Genomic DNA, 20,923 nt, shown 5'->3' on the forward strand with positions numbered 1-20,923 from the left:
GCTGTTTGGTGATTATGTGCTGGCTGCAGGAGCCTGGGGCCGCTTTGCGGCCCATCGCCGGCAAGCCAGCTCCCACCTCGGCCGCATAGGCCGCAAGCCCTGTGCAATATCTGTGGGAGCTGGCTTGCCGGCGATGGGCTGCGAAGCAGCCCCTTTTCAATCACTGCGCCGGGGCGTCGTCGACCACCTTGAAGCGCAGCACGCCAATCACCTGGCCATCCTCGGTCAGCACCCTCACCTGCCATTTGCCCACCGGGTTCGGCGGGAAGTTCTGCTTGTGGGTCCAGGCGCGGTAGCCTTCCTTGCGCCCGCCATGGATGTTCAGGGCAATGCGGTCGACCTCTTTGCCGTCCTTTTGCCACACGTGGTAGATCCGCTCGTTCAGGCCGCGTGGTGCGTTGATGGCGGTGTAGGCATACAGGCCGCTGCTGCGTATGCGGCTGGCGGCAATTTCGTCCAGCGACTCGCCCGGTTGGCGGTTCAGCACTTCGGTACTCACCGCCACTTCGGTCATCCACAAGGTTGCCGGTGGCACCCAGGAGCGCAGCAGCCAACCCCCGCCGCCGACCGACAGGGTGACCAGCACCAGGGCCACGCCACGGCGCCAGGTGTTGATCGGGAAGCTGCTGGCCAGGCTGGGGAACGACAGGGCCATGGCCGCGATCAAGGCCAGCTTGAAGCTTTGCGCGGTGGTCAGGTGCAGGATGATCGGCAGCGCGGTCAGCAGGGCGGCGAACAGGGTCAGGGTATGCAGCGCCAGGAACAGCCAGCGCCGCGGTGCCAGCCACTTGTAGTATAGCGGGTCGATGATCGAAACCAGGCCGGCGGCACCGAGCAAACCGGTGAACACCAGCTGGCTGCTGTTCCAGGTGGTGGTGATGAAGAAGAACGGCAGGACGAAGAACAGCGATTCCTGGTGAATCATCTGCGTCGCGTAGCGCAGCAATGGCTGCGGGATTTCGCGGTTGAAGGTGCGCGCGAACAGGCCGGTGAGGGTGTTTTCCAGCATCAGCCAGACCCAGCTGACCAGCATGAGCACGGCCACCCAGCTGGCCAGGCCGGCTTGGCGGTCAACCAGGATGAAGCTGCCGATGCCAGAAAGGAAACCGCCGAGCGCGATGATGCCGGGGTAGCGTTTGAGTAGTTCGATGATGCGCTGGACGATGCGGGGTATTGGGGGCATTGGGGCTACAACAGAAAGGATGAGGTGGTAGTGCTGGCCCTTTCGCGGGCTCGCCCGCTCCCACAATGTTCAGCGATAACGCGGTCAATGTGGGAGCGGGCGAGCCCGCGAAAGGGCCGGTACTGGCAAAAGGATACCGCCGAATCAGCGCTGCCGTGTAGCACCACTCGGCCGCTCCGGCCCATGCCGGCGCCAGCGCAACAGGCCCGCGGCGAGGATCAGGCCTAACAGCAAGGCGACCAGCCCGTACAGCTCGTCATAACCAAGCAACGGTTTCTCGATGCGCACATAGCCATCTTCCTTGAGTAGTTCCTTGAGTGCTGCGTTGGCCTGCTCCAGGCTGACCTGGCGCAGCTTGCGCACCGGGTTGGCAAAACGCCCGTCGGTATAGTCGTTCAGCGCGCCCCAGTAGTAGTCGGCCAGGGCACTGTTGCCCTGGGTGCTCCAGCTTTCCTTGGCAACACTGGCGTCCTTGATGCGGGCGAAGGTTTCCGGGTCGAGGCCTTCCTTGCGCAGGTGGTCGAACAAGGCCTGCATCACCTTGATCGCCTTGTCGATGTCATCGCGCTCCAGGTCGGCATTGAGGCTGAGCAGGCCGCTGTCGCCAAAGCTTTCACGTTGCACCGACGGGCCGTAGGACAAGCCGTTGCGCAGGCGCAACTGGTCGTACAGCGCCCAGTCCAGGTAGCGCGACAGCAGGTCGAGGGTGGCTTGATGGTCGTTGTCCAGCACCGGCTCGATGAACAGCCAGTGCAGTTTGACGCTGTCGCCCAGCCAGCCGCGGGTCAGGTCGCGGCGCTGTTCGGCCTGCTGGGTGATGCTTTCCAGGGTGCGGCGTTCTTCGGGTTCGCTGGCGGGCAGCTCGCCAAAGGTACGTTCCAGGTAGGCGGGTAGCAGGCGGTCGAGGCCACCGACCATGATCAGGGTCATGTTGTTGGCCGCGTACCAGTGGTCACGCAAGGCCTGCACCTGTTCCAGGGTCATGTCGTCGAGGTTGGAGCGCTCGGGGCATTTCAGGCCCAGCTCGGTGGCCAGCTGATCGCTGGCGGGGTGGCCGATGTCCTGACGGTCGAGCCAGCGCTGCAAGTGGCCGTAGTGGCCGCCATCTTCGCGTTCGATGATCCTTTTAGCCGTGGCGAGGGCCTTGGCATCGATACGGGTATCGCGGACCACCGCCAACAGCAGGTCCAGGATCTTGCGCTGGTTGCGCGCCGGGGCTTCGATGACGAAGGTGGTGTCGGCGCTGCTGGTGTAGGCGTTCCACTCGCCGCCCAGCGATTGCAGGCGCTCTTCCAGGCCGCCCTCGCCCGTTTCGTCGATGCCGCTGAAAAGCAGGTGTTCGAGCAGGTGCGGTAGTTCTTTCTGCTCGCAATCGAAGTCGTCCAGGCCCACCCCGACCACCAGGCGGATTGCCACATGATCACGTTCGTAGCCGTTTTTCAGGATGACCTGCAGGCCATTGGGCAGCAGGTAGCCTTCCACCCGCGAGCGGTCGAGGGCGAATGAGGGCAGGCTGCAGATCAGCAGGCAAACGAACATCAGGCAACGCATGGGCGAGCTTGGGTCCTCTGGTAGGCGAAATCACGGCTGACGGGCTTCGTCCGGCACGCTGTCGAGCATTAGCCCGCCCGTGTCCGAGCCGCCCAGTACCACATAGGCACTGCTACAGAACAAAGAGTTCAACCGCTTCATGTCGGCGATCAGCTCCAAGTGTAGCGAACTCGTCTCGATACTTTGCACTACCTTGCGTTGCAGGCGGCTGACATGGGCGTGGGCAAGGCGCCGTTCCTGGGCGCGAAAACGGCGTTTTTCCCGTAGTAGCAAGCGGGCGCTTTCCGGGTCGGCACTGAGGAACACCGACAGGCCCAGGCGCAGGTTGGCCAGCAGCTGTTCCTGCAGGCCGGTCAGCTCCTGCAGGCCCACTTGGGAAAACTCTCGGCGCTGGCTGGTTTTCTGCTGCTGGACCTTGCGCAGCATGCGTTCGACCAAGTCGCAGGCCAGCTTGAGGTTGATCGCCAGTTCGATGATCTCGGCCCAGCGGCGGTTGTCCTGCTCGCTGAGGTCTTCGCGCGACATCTGCGCCAGGTACAGCTTGATCGCGCTGTACAAGGCTTCGGCATCCTCGCCCAGGGCGCGGACCTGCTGTGGCAAGGCGGGCTGGGTACCGCGCAAGGCACCGAGCATGGCTTCGAGCAGGCTATCGACGATATCGCCCAGGCGCAGGGTTTCGCGGGCGGCGTTGGCCAGGGCCAAACTGGGCGTTTCCAGCGCCGAGGCATCGAGGTGGCGCGGACGCATCTGGCCGTTGCCGGTTTCCCGCTCGGGCAGCAGGGTGTTGCACAACCGGCCCATGGGCTTGACCGTAGGCAGCATGATCAGGCAGCGCAGCGTGTTGTAGAGCAGGTGGAAGCCGATGACCAACTCCTGCGGGCTGAAACTCAGCGAGTCCATCCATGCCACCAGCGGGTGCAGCACGGGGATGATCAGCAGCAGGCCGATCAGCTTGTACAGCAGGCTGCCCAAGGCTACCCGGCGCCCGGCGGCGTTCTGCATGCTGGTGCCGATGAACGCCAGCAGCCCGCTGCCGATGTTGGCGCCGACCACCAGGCCGATGGCCACGGGCAGGCTGATTACCTCGGCACCGGCCAGCGTTGCCGTGAGCAGCACGGCGGCCAGGCTGGAATAGGAAATCATGGCGAACAGCGCGCCGACCAGGGCGTCGAGCAGGATGTCGCCGGTCAGCGAGGCGAACAGCACTTTCACACCTTGGGCGTGGGTGATGGGCCCGGCTGCCTGCACGATCAGCTCCAATGCCAGGATGATCAGGCCGAGCCCAATGCCTACCCGGCCCAGTTGGCCGGCCCGTGTCTGCTTGCGCGAAAGGAAGAAGATCACGCCAAGGAAGATCAGCAGCGGCGACAGCCAGGACAGATCGAAGGTCAGCACCCGGGCCATGAGCGCGGTACCCACGTCGGCACCGAGCATGATCGCCAGCGCCGGGGTCATGGCCATCAGGCCCTGGCCGACGAACGAGGTGACCAGCATGGCCGTGGCGTTGCTGCTCTGCACCATGGCAGTGACCAGAATACCGGCTATGAACGCCAGCGGGCGCTTGTTCATGTTCTGGCTGATGATGCGGCGCAGGCTGGAACCGAATACCCGGAGGATGCCGGTACGCACGATGTGGGTGCCCCAGACCAGCAAGGTAACGGCCGAGAGCAGGTTGAGCAGGGTCAGCATGGCAAAAGCCCCCTGTTGCATTGGCCCAGTGGGCCAAGAGAAGAAGCGTGAGCGTTTGAAGAATTTTCAGTGCTCACTCAAAGCTTTAGTTGTTTTGCGCAGCTGTCGCCAGCTTCGCATGGCGGTCATTTATTTGAAATACATGTGAAATGAATGATTCCTGTGCCGGCCTCTTCGCGGGCACGCCCGCTCCCACAGGTACCGCACCACCCTCAGGATCTGTGTTCAGTAATGTGGGCATGAAAAAGGGCCCCGAAGGGCCCTTGTTGTCCTGCACTTCCTGATCTTATTGACCCGGAATGTCCTTGCGCAGTTTCACTGGCTCATGCTCTTTGCCTTCCTTGCGGGCCAAGGCGGTGCGCATGCGGATGTTGATGGCTTCCACTGCCAGCGAGAAGGCCATGGCGAAGTAGACGTAGCCCTTCGGCACATGCACATCGAAGGCTTCGGCGATCAGCACGGTCCCGACCACGATCAGGAACGACAGCGCAAGCATCTTCAGCGACGGGTGCTTGTCGATGAAGTCGCTGATGGCGCCGGCGCACAGCATCATCACCAGCACGGCGACGACGATGGCGGCGACCATCACTGGTACGTGGGAAACCATGCCCACCGCAGTGATCACCGAGTCCAGCGAGAACACGATGTCGATGATGGCGATCTGGATGATGGTGTAGAAGAACTTGCCACCCGCGCCTTTCGGCTCTTCCGCGCTCTCGTCCTCGCCCTCCAGGCCGTGGTAGATCTCTTGCGAGCTTTTCCACAGCAGGAACAGGCCACCGAAGAACAGGATCAGGTCACGCCCGGAGATGCCCTGGCCGAACACCACGAACAGGTCGGCAGTAAGGCGCATGACCCAGGTGATCGATAGCAGCAGCATGATACGGGTGACCATGGCCAAGGCCAGGCCGAAGATCCGGGTACGCGGCTGCATGTGCTTGGGCATGCGACTGACCAGGATCGAGATCATGATGATGTTGTCGATACCGAGGACGATCTCAAGCGCGGTGAGGGTAAAAAAGGCAACCCAGATTTCCGGGCTGGTCAGCCATTCCATGTGTTTTCCTTCGAACGGTAAAGGCGATGCGCCCGGACTAGGAGCGCATCGCGTCAGGGTGATACGTGTTTATTAAAGACTACTGAACAGCGGGAAAATCCCCATCAGCAGTGCGGCGAGCATTATGCACAGGCACACCAGCACTGCCCACTTGAGCGTGAAGCGCTGATGATCGCCGAATTCGATACCGGCCAGGGCCACCAGCAGGTAGGTCGAAGGGACCAGCGGGCTGAGCAGGTGCACCGGCTGGCCGACGATCGAGGCACGGGCCATTTCCACCGGGCTGATGCCGTAGTGGCTGGCGGCTTCGGCCAGCACTGGCAACACGCCGTAGTAGAACGCGTCGTTGGACATGAAGAAGGTGAACGGCATGCTCACGATCGCGGTAATCACCGCCAGGTACGGGCCCAGCGCCTCGGGGATGACTCCCAGCAGGCTCTTGGACATGGCATCGACCATGCCGGTGCCCGACAGGATGCCAGTGAAGATGCCGGCGGCGAAGATCAGCCCGGTCACGGCCAGCACGCTGCCGGCGTGGGCGGCGATGCGGTCCTTTTGCTGCTGCAGGCACGGGTAGTTGACGATCATGGCGATGCTGAAGGCGATCATGAACAGCACCGGCAGCGGCAGCACGCCGGCGATCAGGGCGACCATCAGGGCGGCTGTCAGGGCAGCGTTGAAGTACAGCAGTTTTGGCCGGCGCGCATCCGGGTACTGCGATACGGTGATTTCACTGTGATCGATGTCGTCGGTGGGCAGGTGCAGCTCGCCCAGGCGGGCGCGTTCACGCTTGCCGTACAGGTAGGCGATGGCCAGGATCGCCAGCACGCCGAACAGCATGGCCGGGATCATCGGCACGAAGATGTCCGACGGGTCGACGTGCAGGGCGCTGGCGGCGCGGGCGGTCGGGCCACCCCAGGGGGTCATGTTCATCACCCCGCCGGCGAGGATGATCAGGCCGGCCATGATTCGCGGGCTCATGCCCAGGCGGCTGTACATCGGCAGCATGGCGGCGCAGCAGATCATGTAGGTGGTGGCGCCGTCACCGTCGAGCGAGACCACCAGGGCCAGTACTGCGGTGCCGACAGAGACTTTCAGCGGGTCGCCCTTGACCAGCTTGAGGATCTTGCGCACGGCCGGGTCGAACAGGCCGGAGTCGATCATCAGGGCGAAATAGAGGATGGCGAACATCAGCATCACGCCGGTAGGCGCGAGCTTGCTGATGCCCTCGAGCATCATGGGGCCGATCTTGGCGGAGAAACCGCCGAACAGGGCGAACAGGATCGGTACCAGGATCAGTGCGATCAAGGCCGACAGGCGCTTGGTCATGATCAGGTACATGAAGGTGATGACCATGGCAAAGCCGAGGAAGGTCAGCATGGCAATACTCCAGGCGTGGCGCGGCGAAAGGAACGTCGATTCGGGCGGATCAGCGCGTTTGGCGCTGCGCGGGGAGCATGCGGAGGGGGACTGCGAGAAGGCGGGTACAGGAATACATCAGAATCACCATTGTTGTTGTTGATTGGGCCGGGCGCGGTTTTTACCGGAGTGCCCTGGCTGACCGGTCTCGTGCCGGTAGTGGGGCTATCCTATGAGGGCAAGCTTTCAGTCAGCTTTCGCTGAAGCAAAGGCGACGAGAGGTAGGTGATGCAGGATGTGACCGAGGGTGGCTGCCACTGCGGCGCCTTGCGCTATCGGCTGGAGGGCGACCTGACGGACATTGCCCACTGCCACTGTTCGATCTGCCGGCGGGTCAGCGGCGGGCTGGTGGTGACCTGGCTCACCCTGCCGCGCTCGGGGTTTCGGTGGCTGGCGGGTCAGCCCAACTGCTATGTGGCGCCGGCCAGTTGCAGCCGCTACTTCTGTGGGCAGTGTGGCGCGCATGTGGCGCTGGTGACTACGCACAGCCCGGAGACTGTGGATGTGACGGTGGCGACGCTGGATCATCCGGAGCGGGTGCGGGCAAATCGGCATATCTGGGTGGGTAGCCGGTTGCCGTGGCTGCATCTGGATGAGGATTTGCCGGTAGAGGATGGGGAAAGCCTTTAAGGAATGATGTTTGTGCTGCTGGCCCTATCGCCGGCAAGCCAGCTCCCACAGCATAACTACAGGCTTGAAGGTAGTGGGATACTGTGGGAGCTGGCTTGCCGGCGATAGGGCCGGTGCAGCGGACATCATAATTGCAGACCACCCGCAGCCTTGTGCAGCGCTCGCAGATGTTCACCGATCTGCTTCACATTGGCCTCGACGGCGGCAATTTCCCTGGCCCGCGAAGGCTCCAGCAGCGCCCTCACCTCTTTGTCCAGGCTGGTGCTCAAGCGCAGCAACTGCGCCTGCCGCTCGCTGCTCACCTGCTCCAGGTGCTTGCGCTCCGCTGGCTGCGGCAGCCCGTAGCCCTGGGTATCGAGCAACTCTGCCGGGCGGCTGAGGAAGCCGCTGTTGGCGAGCATTTGCTTGAGGGTCGCATCGGCCTTGCTGACACTGCCATCGTTCCGTGCCGCGGCATTCAGGTAGCGTTGCTTGACTTCGTCCTGGGCCAGCAGCAGTTGCCGGCGCAAGCTGGCCTGTTCGAGCAGCAGCAAGGCGGCGCTGGTGCGCAGGTCGGCCTGGGCGAACCACGGGCGGCGTTGCTCGGCATCCAGGGCCAGCCAGTCTTCGACCTGGGCCTGCTTGATTGGCAGCTGTTTCCTCAGCACCTCGAACATGGCCTGGTAGCGGTCGCGGTAGGAGTCGAAGCGGTAGCCCAGGCGCAGCGCCTCGCGCGGGTCGTCGAGCACGCTGGTGTCGGCCAGCCCCCTGCCCTTGAGCACGGCCAGCAAGCCGTTGGGCATGATGCTGTCGAGGTCGTTCAGGCGCGGGTTGGCGGTGCCGCTGCGCAGCAGTTTCAACGATTCCACCGCGCAGTTGTTGGACAGGAACCAGTAGTTGCCGTCATAGCTCCAGTGCATCTCGGCGGCCTGGCGCACCAGGTTCTCGATTTCGTCGCGGTTGAGCTTCAAGGGTACCGAGGCCAGGCTGCGCAGTTCGGTCTTGGTGTATTCGTCGATCACCTGGCCCAGCGGCAGCACGAACAGCCGCGAGGGGTAGGCACCGACCAGGCCGTCCCAGCTGGACAGCTGCACGTCGTTGACGAAGGCGCGGTACGACAGCACCAGACTCTGGTCGAGGTCCAGACGGCAGTCCGGCCCGCGTGGGCGCCCTGGTTTGCAGATCACCAGGCGCAGCATGCTGTGGCCCCAGCGGCTGACCAGGTTCTGGTTGGCTTCGGCCAGTAGGTAGTCCACTTCATAGACCCGCTCCGGGTCGATTTCGCCCAGTGGCTGGCGGGCGAAGTCGTTGCCGGCATTGATGAATGGCAAGCCCTTGGCGCAGGTGTCCTGTTGCGGGGCCCAGCCGAAGTGCTCGCGCAGGTACTGGTTCAGCGCCGGACGGCGGCAGCCGTAGCTCGGGTCGAGGAGGAAATACTCCATGTTGACTGCGATGTATTCCTTGGGGCTACTCAGTTCATAGCTGTCGGGGCTGCGCACGAACTGGCCGTTGTGCTGTTCGCGCTCGCCGCGGCGGCCTACGTACTGCTGCCAGCCGGCCAGGTCGAGCAGGCGCGGGTCGTCGCTGAGGGTGAAGCGGCGTTCGGCCTGGCCACGGCACTCCTCGGGCAGGCCCACCTTGCCCAACGTGCCTTGCTGGCGTTTGCAGCGGGCGATCAGCGAGTTTTCGGCGCTGGGCCACAGCCGGGCGCGGTCGTAGATATGGGTGAGCTCGTGCAGTACGGTGGCCAGCAGTTCTTCACGCACCGTGCCATGCGGGCGCTGGGTGCGCTCGCTGGCGGCGCTGCCATCGGTGAGGCTGGGCAGCAGGCGGCGGTTGAGCTCGAGGGTGGACACCAACGATGCCTGGCCATAGGCGTCGGCGGGCATGTTGTCGCTCCAGCTGACCCGCACTCGGCGGTCCAACTGCTGCTTGAATCGAGGGGGCAGCTTGGCCAGGGCTTCGTCGAGCAGGGCCTGGGTGGCTTGGGTCTGTTGCGGGTCGAGACCGGATGCCTGCAGCTCAAGCTGCAGGCCGGCCAATGCGGGTGTGCCGAGCAGCGTCAGGGCGCAGCCGAGCAGCCAGGCACGCACGCGGTTCACAGCGCGAGGATGGCTTCGGCCAGTACCTGGTCGCTGGCGCCACGCGCTTCGGGCACGCGTTCGCGCAAGGTGTTGAAGGCTGCCTCGAGCTGGGCACCACGGATGTCACCGTTGCTGGCGACGAAGCTGGCGGCGTCGTCGTGGGCTTCACGCACCACTTTGGAATCGCGGATCGAGGTGGTGGTGTCAGAGGTGAAGTCGATCGAACGGCCAAAGGCACGCACGATGATATTGCTGGTGGCCACCAGGGTCTGTGCCTGGGCCAGGTCGGCCAGCAGGAGCATGCCGAGGGTAGCGGCAATCAGCGGTTTACGCATGGAGCATCTCCGAAAATACAGGGAGTCAGGTGTAGTCATTGGACGAGAATTGCCTGCGCCAGTTCCAGGTCGCCGACGCTGTGCCGGGCGCAATCGTGACGTAAGGATTGCAGGGCCGCCTCCAGCCGCGCACCGCGGATCTGGCCGTCGCTGGCGACGAAGGCGGCGGCATCGTCGCGGGCCTGGCGGACCAGTTTGCGGTCGAACGGTGCGGTGGTGACCTGGCTGGTGACATAGCCGGTGATGACCAGACCTTGCGTGGTGGTATCCATGGCATTGGCGCTGGCCATGCCAACAACGGAGAACAGCAACGGCAACAGATAACGCATGGGCTCTACAACAGCTGGAAACATGGATGGCAAGGGTGGATGCGGCTGTGCCGGTGTGGACCAGCACAGCTGGGCGGCTCAGTCTGGATCAGAACGCCAGGATGGCCTGGGCCAGTTGCGCGTCGCTGGCCTGCAGGGCGGGCATTTGCGAGCGGATGTGCAGGAAAGCGCTTTCCAGCTTGGCGCCGCGGATGTCGCCCTGGCTGCCAACGAAGCTGGCGGCGTCGTCACGAGCGGCCTGGACGATCTTGTCGTCACGGAACGAAGAGGAAACATCGGAAGTGGCGTCGGTGGACGCGGCCACTGCGCCGACGACGGCGTCAGTGGTGACGACGAAGCTGGTGGCGTTTGCGGTGCCGGCCAGGCTCAGCATCAGAGCGGCGCCAATCAGGTATGTACGGGACATGATCGTGGACTCCTGGACTAGGGTCGGGTGGTTCTGCTGGTTCTGCTTATCGGACGCTCACACAGCTCGTCGCGGTACTTTTAACAGTGGGTTCTACCAGACTGTTAAGCCAAGCGTATCACGCGTTGATGTATCTGGATGTTAAATGAACGGCGCGCGAATAAACTGTACTGGTGAATTTTGATTTCATCAGAACTGTATGTGTTGCTCTGCGAAGGGCTCTAGTACGCGCCCTGAAAACAAAAAACCCGTCGCAGTCACCTGCAACGGGTTTTTGGAATTCGCGGTGCCGGCCGCAGCCGGCAAGCCGGTGCTTAGCGCCAGAAAGGCTTGCTCAGCTCTTCGTAACGCTGCGACTCGCTGATACCAGCGTCGGCCAGCAGGCGGGCGTCCAGGCGAGCCAGTTGACGGCGGCTGGCCATGCGACGCTGCCACAGCAGCAGGGTAGACAGGGCACGCAGCGGCAGCGAAGCGTTGGATTGCTGGGCGTTGCTTTCAAAAACCAGACCGGAACTGAGGGTACGTTCCATGATGTTTCATCCTTCCGCTTATGGCGGGATTAGGTAGTGATTTAACTGGTGCCCATGATCCTCCTTCGTCGTCCATAACAGTAGATACAGTTCAGTTGAAAGACGATGGCTCAGTTAACTGTGTAACCCTACTGTTGCACTCGAAATAGGCGTAACTGTACTGGTCTGCACTTTATTGGTGCGCTTTGGCTTGAAGAGCAGGATTTTCGGGAGAGGAAGGTTCGAAATAACCAGTACAGTAGTACAGTTTATTTCATGGTTGATGAGGATATTGGGCAGAAAAATTTGACTGCTGTGGCCCATTCGCGGGTAAACCCGCTCCTACAGGGTTTTGCACAGCTTTGTAGGAGCGGGTTTACCCGCGAAGAGGCCGGAACAGCAGAAGCAGGGCCGCTGTTCCGTACCAAGCCTGAATCAGCTAGCCAGCATGCGCCCGGTTTCTTCCAGGTTTTCGTGCCAGCTCAGGGCTTCGCGCAGGATGTGCGGGGTATGGCCGCCACGCTGGCAGGCGCGATCGAAGTAGTCGTTCAGCGCAGCGCGGTAGTCTGGGTGCACACAGTTGTCGATGATCGCGCGGGCCCGCTCGCGTGGCGCCAGGCCGCGCAGGTCGGCCAGGCCTTGCTCGGTGACCAGGATGTCCACGTCGTGCTCGGTATGGTCGACATGGCTGACCATCGGCACCACGCTGGAAATCGCGCCGCCTTTGGCAATCGATTTGGTGACGAACACGGCCAGGTGGGCGTTACGGGCAAAGTCGCCCGAGCCACCAATGCCGTTCATCATCTTGGTGCCGCACACGTGGGTGGAGTTGACGTTGCCGTAGATGTCGAACTCCAGCGCGGTATTGATACCGATGATGCCCAGGCGACGCACCACTTCCGGGTGGTTGGAGATTTCCTGCGGGCGCAGTACCAGCTTGTCCTTGTAGCGCTCCAGGTTGCCGAACACGTCGGCATTGCGGCGGGTCGACAGGGTGATCGAGCTGCCCGAGGCGAAGCTGAGCTTGCCAGCGTCGATCAGGTCGAAGGTGGAGTCCTGCAGTACTTCGGAGTACATGGTCAGGTCTTCGAACGGCGACTCGATCAGGCCGCACATCACCGCGTTGGCAATGCTGCCGATACCGGCCTGCAGCGGGCCGAGCTTGTTGGTCATGCGGCCAGCTTCGACTTCTTTCTTCAGGAAGTTGATCAGGTGGTCGGCGATGCCCTGGGTTTCGTCGTCCGGTGGCAGTACGGTGGACGGCGAGTCCGGCTGGTCGCTGATGACGATGCCGACGATCTTGGCCGGGTCGATCGGGATGGCGGTGCTGCCGATACGGTCATCGACCTTGACCAACGGGATTGGCGTGCGGGTCGGGCGGTAGGTCGGGATGTAGATGTCGTGCAGGCCTTCGAGGTTGGTGTTGTGCGAGAGGTTGATCTCGACGATCACCTGCTTGGCGAAGATCGCGAAGCTGGCCGAGTTGCCCACCGAGGTGGTCGGCACGATGTGGCCTTGTTCGGTGATGGCCACGGCTTCGATGACCGCGATATCCGGCAGTTTCAGCTGCTGGTTGCGCAGTTGCTCGACGGTTTCCGACAGGTGCTGGTCGATGAACATCACCTGGCCGTCGTTGATGGCCTTGCGCAGGGTGCTGTCGACCTGGAACGGCATGCGGCGGGCCAGCACGCCGGCCTCGGTCAGTTGCTTGTCCAGGTCGTTGCCCAGGCTGGCGCCGGTCATCAGGCTGATTTTCAGTGGCGATTGCTTGGCACGCTCGGCCAGTGCATGTGGTACGGCCTTGGCTTCGCCGGCGCGGGTGAAACCGCTCATGCCGACGGTCATGCCGTCCTCGATCAGACCAGCGGCATCAGCCGCACTCATTACCTTGCTGTGCAGGGAGGACAAGCGGATACGATCACGGTACATGGATTGTTATCTCGGGCTACTGAAGCTACTGCAGCGCAGTCTAGAGATTTCGCCCGTTGCCGTCCCACGACCATGGTCGTATGAGAAGCCTTGGAATAGAGCCGTTGATCCGGATCAATAAAAGAAAAGCCCCGGCCGTTTCTGACCGGGGCTTCCTTTATATCAGCTGGTTTGCAACGGCGGCTGTCACTCCACCGCCTTCACCATGTCTTCGATGACCTTCTTGGCGTCGCCGAATACCATCATGGTCTTGTCCAGGTAGAACAGCTCGTTGTCGAGGCCGGCATAGCCGCTGGCCATGGAGCGCTTGTTGACGATGATGGTCTTGGCCTTGAACGCTTCGAGGATCGGCATGCCGGCGATCGGCGACTTGGGATCGTTCTTCGCCGCCGGGTTGACCACGTCGTTGGCGCCCAGCACCAGTACCACGTCGGCCTGGCCGAACTCGGCGTTGATGTCTTCCATTTCGAACACTTGGTCGTACGGCACTTCGGCCTCGGCCAGCAGCACGTTCATGTGCCCAGGCATACGCCCCGCCACCGGGTGGATCGCATACTTCACGGTCACGCCGTTGTGGCTCAGTTTCTCGGTCAGTTCCTTCAGTGCGTGCTGGGCACGGGCCACCGCCAGGCCGTAGCCCGGGACGATGATCACGCTGTCGGCGTTGCTCAGCAGGAAGGTGGCATCGTCGGCCGAGCCGGATTTCACCGGGCGCTGCTCTTTCGAGCCTTGTGCCGCGCCGGTATCGGTATCGCCGCCGAAGCCGCCGAGGATGACGTTGAAGAACGAACGGTTCATCGCCTTGCACATGATGTACGAGAGGATGGCACCGCTTGAGCCGACCAGGGAGCCTGCGATGATCAGCATCGAGTTGTTCAGCGAGAAGCCGATACCGGCTGCCGCCCATCCCGAATAGCTGTTGAGCATCGACACCACCACCGGCATGTCGGCGCCACCGATTGGAATGATGATCAGCACGCCCATGATGAAGGCCAGGACCAGCATCAGGGTGAAGGCACTGTAGTGACCGGTGAAGGTGAACAGCAGGCCCAGGGCGATGGTGGTCAGGCCGAGGATCAGGTTCAGCTTGTGCTGGCCTGCGAACTGTACTGGTGCGCCCTGGAACAGGCGGAACTTGTACTTGCCCGACAGCTTGCCGAAGGCGATCACCGAACCGGAGAAGGTAATGGCACCGATGGCAGCGCCGAGGAACAGCTCCAGGCGGTTACCGGTGGGGATCGGGTCGCTGATCGCGGCAACGATGCCCATCGACTGCGGCTCCAGCACGGCGGCGATGGCGATGAACACCGCGGCCAGGCCGATCATGCTGTGCATGAAGGCGACCAGCTCGGGCATCTTGGTCATCTCGACGCGCTTGGCCATGATCGAACCGGCGGTACCGCCGACCAGCAGGCCGACGATGACGTAGCCGATGCCGGCGGTGGCGCTGCCGTTGCCAACAGAGAGCGCGCCCAGCTTATATATAAGGCCAACCGTAGTGAGGATGGCGATCCCCATGCCGATCATGCCGAACAGGTTGCCGCGCCGCGAGGTGGTCGGGTGCGACAGGCCCTTGAGCGCCTGGATGAAGCATACCGAGGCGACAAGGTAGAGAAGCGTTACCAGATTCATGCTCATGCTTACTTCTGCGCCTCGTTCTTGGCTTTCTTCTTGAACATCTCAAGCATGCGACGGGTGACCAGGAAGCCACCGAACACATTGACCGCGGCCAGGGCCACGGCAAGGGTGCCCATCAGCTTGCCAGCCGGGGTCACGGTCAGAGCGGCGGCCAGCATGGCACCGACGATGACGATGGCGGAGATGGCGTTGGTCACGGCCATCAGCGGCGTGTGCAGCGCCGGGGTGACGTTCCACACCACGTGATAGCCCACATAGATGGCCAGCACGAAGATGATCAGGTTGTAGATGCCATGGGAAATCAGCATGTCTTCCATTGTCGTGCTCCTTAGCCGTTCTTGCGGACGACTTGACCATCACGGCACATGAGGCAGGCCGCGACGATATCGTCTTCGAGGTTGATGACCAACGCGCCGTCCTTGTCGAACAGCAGCTTCATGAAGTCCAGCAGGTTGCGTGCATACAGCGCCGAGGCATCGGCGCCCACCTGGGCCGGCAGGTTGGTCGGGCCGACGATGATCACGCCGTTCTCCATCACCACCTGATCAGCCACGGTCAGTGGGCAGTTGCCGCCTTGGGCAGCGGCCAGGTCGATGACCACCGAGCCGGGTTTCATCTGCGCCACGGTCTCGGCGCCAAGTAGCGTCGGCGCTTTGCGGCCGGGAATCAGCGCCGTGGTGATGACGATATCCGCCTGCTTGGCGCGCTCATGCACGGCCTGGGCCTGGCGTTGCATCCAGCTGGCCGGCATTGGTCGGGCATAGCCGCCGACGCCTTCGGCGCACTCGCGCTCCTCATCGGTTTCGTAGGGCACGTCGATGAACTTGGCACCCAGCGACTCGATCTGCTCCTTCACGGCCGGGCGTACATCGGACGCCTCGATCACCGCGCCCAGGCGCTTGGCCGTGGCGATGGCCTGCAGGCCGGCAACGCCTGCGCCCAGGATCAACACGCGCGCGGCCTTAACGGTACCGGCGGCGGTCATCAGCATGGGCATGAAGCGTGGGTAGTGATGCGCAGCCAGCAACACCGCCTTGTAACCGGCGATGTTGGCCTGCGACGACAGCACATCGAGGCTCTGCGCCCGCGAGGTGCGTGGCGCCGCTTCAAGGGCAAAGGCGGTAATGCCGCGTTCGGCCATCTTGCCAATCAGCTCGCTGTTGAAGGGGTTGAGCATGCCCACCAGAAGGCTGCCGCTGTTGATCAGCGCCAGTTCCTGGTCGTTGGGGGCGACCACCTTGAGCACCAATTGGGCGCCGTAGGCATCGGCGGCGCTCCCCAGGGAAGCGCCCACGGCCTCATAGGCACTGTCCGGAATGCTGGCGTTGAGCCCTGCCCCCCGTTGGACGGTGACCTGATGGCCCTGGCCAATCAGTTTCTTGATGGTTTCTGGGGTCGCAGCGACCCTTGTCTCACCGGTCTGCGTCTCGAGAGGAACACCAATGTGCACGACTATTTCTCCTGCGGTGACCTTTTGTCTTTGTAAAAGCCAGCACACTTCGGATGGTGCGCTGGGGCGGCTGTGGAGCGCCAACCCGCCGAATCCCGGGCGGGCGAAGCATTTTGCAGACGAAGCCAGAGGCCTTCAACCGGTTCTGGAGCGAAACGAAGTTAAAACTACAAGTCACCCTGTGACCGTATGTCGCAACGATAAGGCTGCAGCCCGTCAAGCATGGGCTATTGGCAGCTTAGGAGAAAAAATCAAAAAAATTTCGCTCAATCCGCTTATGGCTTGGTGAATGTCGCAAAATAACCCGCAAAGCCGCGTAGTCATCAGGGTTAAAGGGCATTTTTTGGGCGTGCATAACAGTTTATGTATATGCGACAAATACATATATCTGTAGGTGTTTAAAATAATTGACTACGAAGTCAGTTTATCGCTCTCGCCGTATACGCCTGGGCTTGGCTCACCAGCCAGTCGCGAAAGGCGCGCAGCGAGGCCGACTCCACCTTCCGCTCTGGGATCATCAGATAGTAGGCCTTGTCGCTACTCAGGGCATGTCTGTTAGCGACCACCAATCTCCCCTCCTCCAACTCGCGCTGAATCAGGAACGGCGGAATCAGGGCGATGCCCATCTGGTGCATGGCCGCCTGGGCGAGCATCGAGAATAGTTCATAGCGCGGGCCTGTCATGTCGCGCTCTACATTCATGCCCACGCTGCCGAACCATTGCCGCCAGGCATAGGGGCGCGTGCTTTGCTGCAGCAGTGGCAGTTGCGCGATGCGGCGCGCCTCGAGCATGCCCTGCCCGCCCAGCAGCGCCGGGCTGCACACGGGTACCGGGTTTTCCCCCATCAGCCGGTGCGACTGGGTGCCGGACCAGTCGGCGTCGCCGAAATAGATAGCGGCGTCAAAGGTGGTGTCTGCAAACAGGAATGGCCGGGTGCGGTTTGTGAGGTTGACCGTGACCTCCGGGTGGCATTGCTGGAAGTCCTTGAGCCGCGGTAGCAGCCACTGGGTACCGAAGGTCGGCACCACGGCCAGTTCGATCACGTTGGCGCCCTGCTGGCGCATCACCGACAGGGTGTCGCGTTCCACGGCGTCCAGTTGGGCGGCAACCTGGCGGCTATAGGAAAGGCCGGCTTCGGTCAGCTTCACGCCGCGGCGCGAGCGGCGGAACAGTTCCACATTGAGGAAGGCCTCCAGGCCGCCGATCTGCCGACAGACGGCACTCTGGGTCAGGGCGAGTTCCTGGGCGGCCTTGGTGAAGCTCTCGTTGCGGGCCGCCGCCTCGAAGCAAACCAGGGCGGCGGTACTGGGGATCTTGCGGCGCATGTACGTCAACCTCACTTGTAAGGCTGTCAATATGGCGTTTTGCCGATTCACGAAGTGACAAATTATCACTAATTGGTGCGCAATCCTCGTTTGTCGCGGCGGCCGATCAGGCCTAGGCTCAAAGGCACAAGAAACTGCCCCCCTATTTCGAGGATTTCGCTCATGGCCGGTAAAGCAAGCTTCAACTGGATCGACCCGCTGCTGCTCGATCAGCAGCTCACTGAAGAAGAGCGCATGGTACGTGACAGCGCTTATCAGTTCGCCCAGGACAAGCTGGCCCCGCGTGTGCTCGAGGCCTTTCGTCATGAGCAGACTGATCCGGCGATCTTCCGCGAGATGGGTGAGGTCGGGCTGCTGGGCGCCACCATTCCCGAGCAGTACGGTGGTAGCGGCCTCAATTACGTATGCTATGGCCTGATCGCTCGCGAAGTGGAGCGTATCGACTCGGGTTACCGCTCGATGATGAGCGTGCAGTCGTCGCTGGTGATGGTGCCGATCAACGAATTCGGTACCGAGGCGCAAAAGCAGAAGTATTTGCCCAAACTGGCCAGTGGTGAGTGGATCGGTTGCTTTGGCTTGACCGAGCCGAATCACGGTTCTGACCCGGGCTCGATGATCACGCGTGCCCGGAAGGTCGATGGCGGCTACCGCCTTACCGGCAGCAAGATGTGGATCACCAACAGCCCGATCGCCGATGTGTTCGTGGTCTGGGCCAAGGATGATGCGGGTGATATCCGCGGCTTTGTTCTGGAAAAGGGCTGGGAAGGCCTTAGCGCCCCGGCGATCCACGGCAAGGTCGGCCTGCGCGCCTCGATCACCGGTGAAATCGTCATGGACAATGTGTTCGTGCCGGAAGAAAACATCTTCCCGGATGTGCGCGGCCTCAAAGGTCCGTTCACCTGCCTGAACTCGGCCCGCTACGGTATCTCCTGGGGCGCATTGGGTGCCGCCGAAGCCTGCTGGCACACCGCACGTCAATACACCCTGGATCGTCAGCAGTTCGGCCGCCCGCTGGCTGCCAACCAGCTGATCCAGAAGAAGCTGGCCGACATGCAGACCGAAATCACCCTGGCACTGCAGGGCTGCCTGCGCCTGGGGCGGATGAAGGACGAAGGTACCGCGGCGGTGGAAATCACCTCGATCATGAAGCGTAACTCCTGCGGCAAGGCGTTGGATATCGCCCGCATGGCGCGTGACATGCTGGGTGGCAATGGCATCTCCGATGAGTTCGGGGTGGCCCGTCACTTGGTCAACCTGGAGGTGGTCAACACCTATGAAGGTACCCACGACGTGCATGCACTGATCCTGGGGCGTGCGCAAACCGGTATCCAGGCCTTCTATTGATAAGGAGCCAGCCCATGGGCGCGCTATCACATCTGCGGGTGCTGGACCTTTCGCGCGTGTTGGCCGGCCCATGGTCTGGCCAGATTCTCGCTGACCTTGGCGCCGACGTGATCAAGGTCGAGCGCCCTGGCAGTGGTGACGATACCCGTTCATGGGGGCCACCTTTCCTCAAGGACGCCCAGGGTGAGAACACCAGTGAGGCGGCCTATTACCTGTCGGCCAACCGTAACAAGCGCTCGGTGACCATCGACTTTACCCAGCCCGAAGGGCAGCGCCTGGTGCATGAGTTGGCGGCGAAGTCGGATATCGTCATCGAGAACTTCAAGGTGGGTGGGTTGGCTGCCTATGGGCTGGACTATCAGAGCCTGAAGGCGGTCAACCCGCGGCTTATCTATTGTTCCATCACCGGCTTCGGTCAGACTGGGCCTTATGCCAAGCGCGCGGGTTATGACTTCATGATCCAGGGTTTGGGTGGGCTGATGAGCCTGACCGGTCGCCCGGAGGGCGAGGAAGGTGCGGGGCCGGTCAAGGTTGGGGTGGCACTGACCGACATCCTGACCGGGTTGTATTCCACGGTAGCCATTCTTGCTGCGCTCGCCCATCGGGACCAGACCGGGGTAGGCCAGCATGTCGACATGGCGTTGCTCGATGTGCAGGTAGCCTGCCTGGCGAACCAGGCGATGAACTACCTGACCACGGGCAACCCGCCTCGCCGCCTGGGGAATGCGCATCCCAATATCGTGCCTTACCAAGATTTTCCGACGGCGGATGGCGACTTCATTCTTACCGTGGGTAACGATAGCCAGTTTCGCAAGTTCGCCGAGGTGGCCGGGCAGCCGCAATGGGCGGATGATCCGCGTTTCGTTACCAACAAGCTGCGGGTGGCCAACCGGGCCGAGCTGATTCCATTGATCCGCCAGGCTACGGTGTTCAAGACCACGGCCGAGTGGGTGAGCCAGCTGGAGGCTGCGGGGGTGCCGTGTGGGCCTATCAATGACCTGGCGCAGATGTTCCAGGACCCTCAGGTGCTGGCGCGTGGGTTGGCGGTGAATATTCCGCATCCATTGGCGGGTAGCGTGCCGCAGGTGGCGAGCCCGATACGGTTGTCGGAGACACCGGTGGAATATCGCCGGGCGCCGCCGCTGCTGGGCGAGCATACCGAGATGGTGCTGGGGGAGGTGTTGGGTCTGGATACTGCTGAGGTGCAGCGCTTACGTGGTGCTGGTGTGCTCTAGAGGCAGCGGGTTTTACTGAAAAGCAGGGAGGCCGTCAGGCCTCCCTGCTTTGCTTTTAGGGTTTTGGCTGCTTGGTTGAGGCAGGGCGCTCAGGGGCTGTTTTGAGATGGTGTTGGCTTTGAGAGGTGCCTGCCTTGGGTTCTCTGGCGCCTACAAGATCGAGCGCCGCCCGCGCGGCGCATCGCCGGCAAGCCAGCTCCTACATCTGTTTCGGGCCAATGTGTCCTGTGCCGCCGGCGCGCGCCCCTTGTCGTTCCAGCTCGCTATAAAGGCGGGCGCCAAGGGGCCGAGTGCCTCGGCCCCAGGAGTGACTGGCCCGAAACAAATGTGGGAGCCGGCTTGCCGGCGATGCGCCGCGCGGGCGGCGCTCGATCGCATAGGCGCTGAAGGTGTTGTGGCGAACACCTGGCGGCCTTGATACGGTCTTTTACCCTTATATTTCAATTTCTTGAAATTAAAGGTTGACGGGCTTTCGAATCCCCTTATAATGCGCCCCACTTCCAGCGTAGTCGGAAAGCAAAACTCCTTGAAATTCAAAGAGTTAAGCGATTCAGGTAGTACTGGAAGCGCTTCGATCCTTCGGTCGATAGCGGTCGAGATGATGGTTGACAGCGCTTCTAAACGCTGTATGATTCGCCTCCCGCTACGAGAGATCGCAGCGAGTCAAGTGTTTGAAGCTAAACGAGTTTCTCGGCAAAAACTTCAAAATAAACGCTTGACAGCAAATGAGGAAAGCGTAGAATGCGCGCCTCGGTTGAGACGAAAAGTTCTTAACCAACCGCTCTTTAACAAATCGAATCAAGCAATTCGTGTGGGTGCTTGTGAGTACGG

The 20,923-nt window shown here is 62.0% G+C and carries 20 protein-coding genes; 5 read left to right on the forward strand and 15 right to left on the reverse strand.

Going from position 1 to position 20,923, the window contains the following annotated elements; genetic code table 11:
• Positions 1–160: 160 nt before the first annotated feature.
• The 5 genes from TZ03_RS24640 to TZ03_RS24660 form a co-directional block, all read right to left on the reverse strand.
• Positions 161–1,183 (reverse strand): DUF5924 family protein, encoded by a 1,023-nt coding sequence (locus tag TZ03_RS24640; protein WP_013970335.1) that lies wholly within the window; start codon positions 1,181–1,183, stop codon positions 161–163.
• Positions 1,184–1,327: 144 nt separating this feature from the next.
• The gene (locus TZ03_RS24645; protein WP_051101000.1) at positions 1,328–2,734 is read right to left on the reverse strand and encodes a M16 family metallopeptidase; all 1,407 of its coding nucleotides are present in this window, start codon (positions 2,732–2,734) and stop codon (positions 1,328–1,330) included.
• 30 nt (positions 2,735–2,764) lie between these two features.
• Positions 2,765–4,423, reverse strand: a complete 1,659-nt coding sequence (locus tag TZ03_RS24650) for a Na/Pi cotransporter family protein (protein ID WP_051101001.1) — start codon at positions 4,421–4,423, stop codon at positions 2,765–2,767.
• Between the two features lie 286 nt (positions 4,424–4,709).
• Entirely contained in the window at positions 4,710–5,480 is a 771-nt protein-coding gene (locus tag TZ03_RS24655; protein WP_051101002.1) for a TerC family protein, read from the reverse strand.
• Between the two features lie 72 nt (positions 5,481–5,552).
• Positions 5,553–6,860: a CitMHS family transporter gene (locus TZ03_RS24660; RefSeq protein ID WP_051101003.1), complete on the reverse strand. Its 1,308-nt coding sequence runs from the start codon at positions 6,858–6,860 to the stop codon at positions 5,553–5,555.
• 267 nt (positions 6,861–7,127) lie between these two features.
• Between TZ03_RS24660 and TZ03_RS24665 the strand changes: the two genes are divergently transcribed.
• Positions 7,128–7,529 (forward strand): GFA family protein, encoded by a 402-nt coding sequence (locus tag TZ03_RS24665; protein WP_051101004.1) that lies wholly within the window; start codon positions 7,128–7,130, stop codon positions 7,527–7,529.
• A 125-nt stretch (positions 7,530–7,654) separates the two neighbouring features.
• Here the strand turns inward: TZ03_RS24665 and TZ03_RS24670 are convergent, their stop codons facing one another.
• The 9 genes from TZ03_RS24670 to TZ03_RS24710 all read right to left on the reverse strand — a co-directional run bounded on the left by TZ03_RS24670 (position 7,655) and on the right by TZ03_RS24710 (position 16,188).
• Positions 7,655–9,610 carry a DUF4105 domain-containing protein gene (locus TZ03_RS24670; RefSeq protein ID WP_051101005.1) on the reverse strand — a complete coding sequence of 652 codons (1,956 nt, stop codon included), beginning with the start codon at positions 9,608–9,610 and terminating at the stop codon, positions 7,655–7,657.
• Positions 9,607–9,927, reverse strand: coding sequence for a DUF2388 domain-containing protein (locus TZ03_RS24675; RefSeq protein WP_012316830.1), 321 nt, complete (start codon positions 9,925–9,927; stop codon positions 9,607–9,609). Before TZ03_RS24675 ends, TZ03_RS24670 begins: the two co-directional genes overlap by 4 nt.
• A gap of 35 nt (positions 9,928–9,962) precedes the next feature.
• Complete coding sequence (locus tag TZ03_RS24680; RefSeq protein WP_051101006.1) at positions 9,963–10,256, reverse strand: DUF2388 domain-containing protein; 294 nt, start codon at positions 10,254–10,256, stop codon at positions 9,963–9,965.
• An 88-nt stretch (positions 10,257–10,344) separates the two neighbouring features.
• Entirely contained in the window at positions 10,345–10,662 is a 318-nt protein-coding gene (locus TZ03_RS24685; protein WP_051101007.1) for a DUF2388 domain-containing protein, read from the reverse strand.
• 314 nt (positions 10,663–10,976) lie between these two features.
• Positions 10,977–11,192, reverse strand: coding sequence for a DUF1127 domain-containing protein (locus TZ03_RS24690; RefSeq protein WP_003256968.1), 216 nt, complete (start codon positions 11,190–11,192; stop codon positions 10,977–10,979).
• Positions 11,193–11,606: 414 nt separating this feature from the next.
• Positions 11,607–13,100 carry an acetyl-CoA hydrolase/transferase family protein gene (locus TZ03_RS24695; RefSeq protein WP_013970344.1) on the reverse strand — a complete coding sequence of 498 codons (1,494 nt, stop codon included), beginning with the start codon at positions 13,098–13,100 and terminating at the stop codon, positions 11,607–11,609.
• Between the two features lie 186 nt (positions 13,101–13,286).
• Positions 13,287–14,738 (reverse strand): NAD(P)(+) transhydrogenase (Re/Si-specific) subunit beta, encoded by a 1,452-nt coding sequence (locus tag TZ03_RS24700; RefSeq protein WP_051101008.1) that lies wholly within the window; start codon positions 14,736–14,738, stop codon positions 13,287–13,289.
• Between the two features lie 2 nt (positions 14,739–14,740).
• The gene (locus tag TZ03_RS24705) at positions 14,741–15,055 is read right to left on the reverse strand and encodes an NAD(P) transhydrogenase subunit alpha (protein ID WP_013970346.1); all 315 of its coding nucleotides are present in this window, start codon (positions 15,053–15,055) and stop codon (positions 14,741–14,743) included.
• Positions 15,056–15,066: 11 nt separating this feature from the next.
• Entirely contained in the window at positions 15,067–16,188 is a 1,122-nt protein-coding gene (locus tag TZ03_RS24710) for a Re/Si-specific NAD(P)(+) transhydrogenase subunit alpha (RefSeq protein WP_051101009.1), read from the reverse strand.
• Between TZ03_RS24710 and TZ03_RS30795 the strand changes: the two genes are divergently transcribed.
• Complete coding sequence (locus TZ03_RS30795) at positions 16,181–16,477, forward strand: hypothetical protein (protein ID WP_152645537.1); 297 nt, start codon at positions 16,181–16,183, stop codon at positions 16,475–16,477. The two genes, TZ03_RS24710 and TZ03_RS30795, sit on opposite strands and share 8 nt — an antisense overlap.
• Positions 16,478–16,607: 130 nt before the next feature.
• Here TZ03_RS30795 and TZ03_RS24715 read toward each other — a convergent pair whose 3' ends face one another.
• Positions 16,608–17,513 carry a LysR family transcriptional regulator gene (locus TZ03_RS24715; protein ID WP_051101010.1) on the reverse strand — a complete coding sequence of 302 codons (906 nt, stop codon included), beginning with the start codon at positions 17,511–17,513 and terminating at the stop codon, positions 16,608–16,610.
• A gap of 162 nt (positions 17,514–17,675) precedes the next feature.
• Between TZ03_RS24715 and TZ03_RS24720 the strand changes: the two genes are divergently transcribed.
• The 3 genes from TZ03_RS24720 to TZ03_RS31635 all read left to right on the forward strand — a co-directional run.
• On the forward strand, positions 17,676–18,857 hold the full coding sequence (locus tag TZ03_RS24720; RefSeq protein ID WP_016712875.1) for an acyl-CoA dehydrogenase: 1,182 nt from the start codon (positions 17,676–17,678) through the stop codon (positions 18,855–18,857).
• Between the two features lie 14 nt (positions 18,858–18,871).
• On the forward strand, positions 18,872–20,092 hold the full coding sequence (locus tag TZ03_RS24725; RefSeq protein ID WP_051101011.1) for a CaiB/BaiF CoA transferase family protein: 1,221 nt from the start codon (positions 18,872–18,874) through the stop codon (positions 20,090–20,092).
• A 526-nt stretch (positions 20,093–20,618) separates the two neighbouring features.
• On the forward strand, positions 20,619–20,923 hold a 305-nt coding region (locus TZ03_RS31635; RefSeq protein ID WP_236692893.1), incomplete at its 3' end, for a hypothetical protein.

The organism is Pseudomonas sp. 10-1B (genome assembly GCF_000935045.1).
GTDB lineage: Bacteria > Pseudomonadota > Gammaproteobacteria > Pseudomonadales > Pseudomonadaceae > Aquipseudomonas.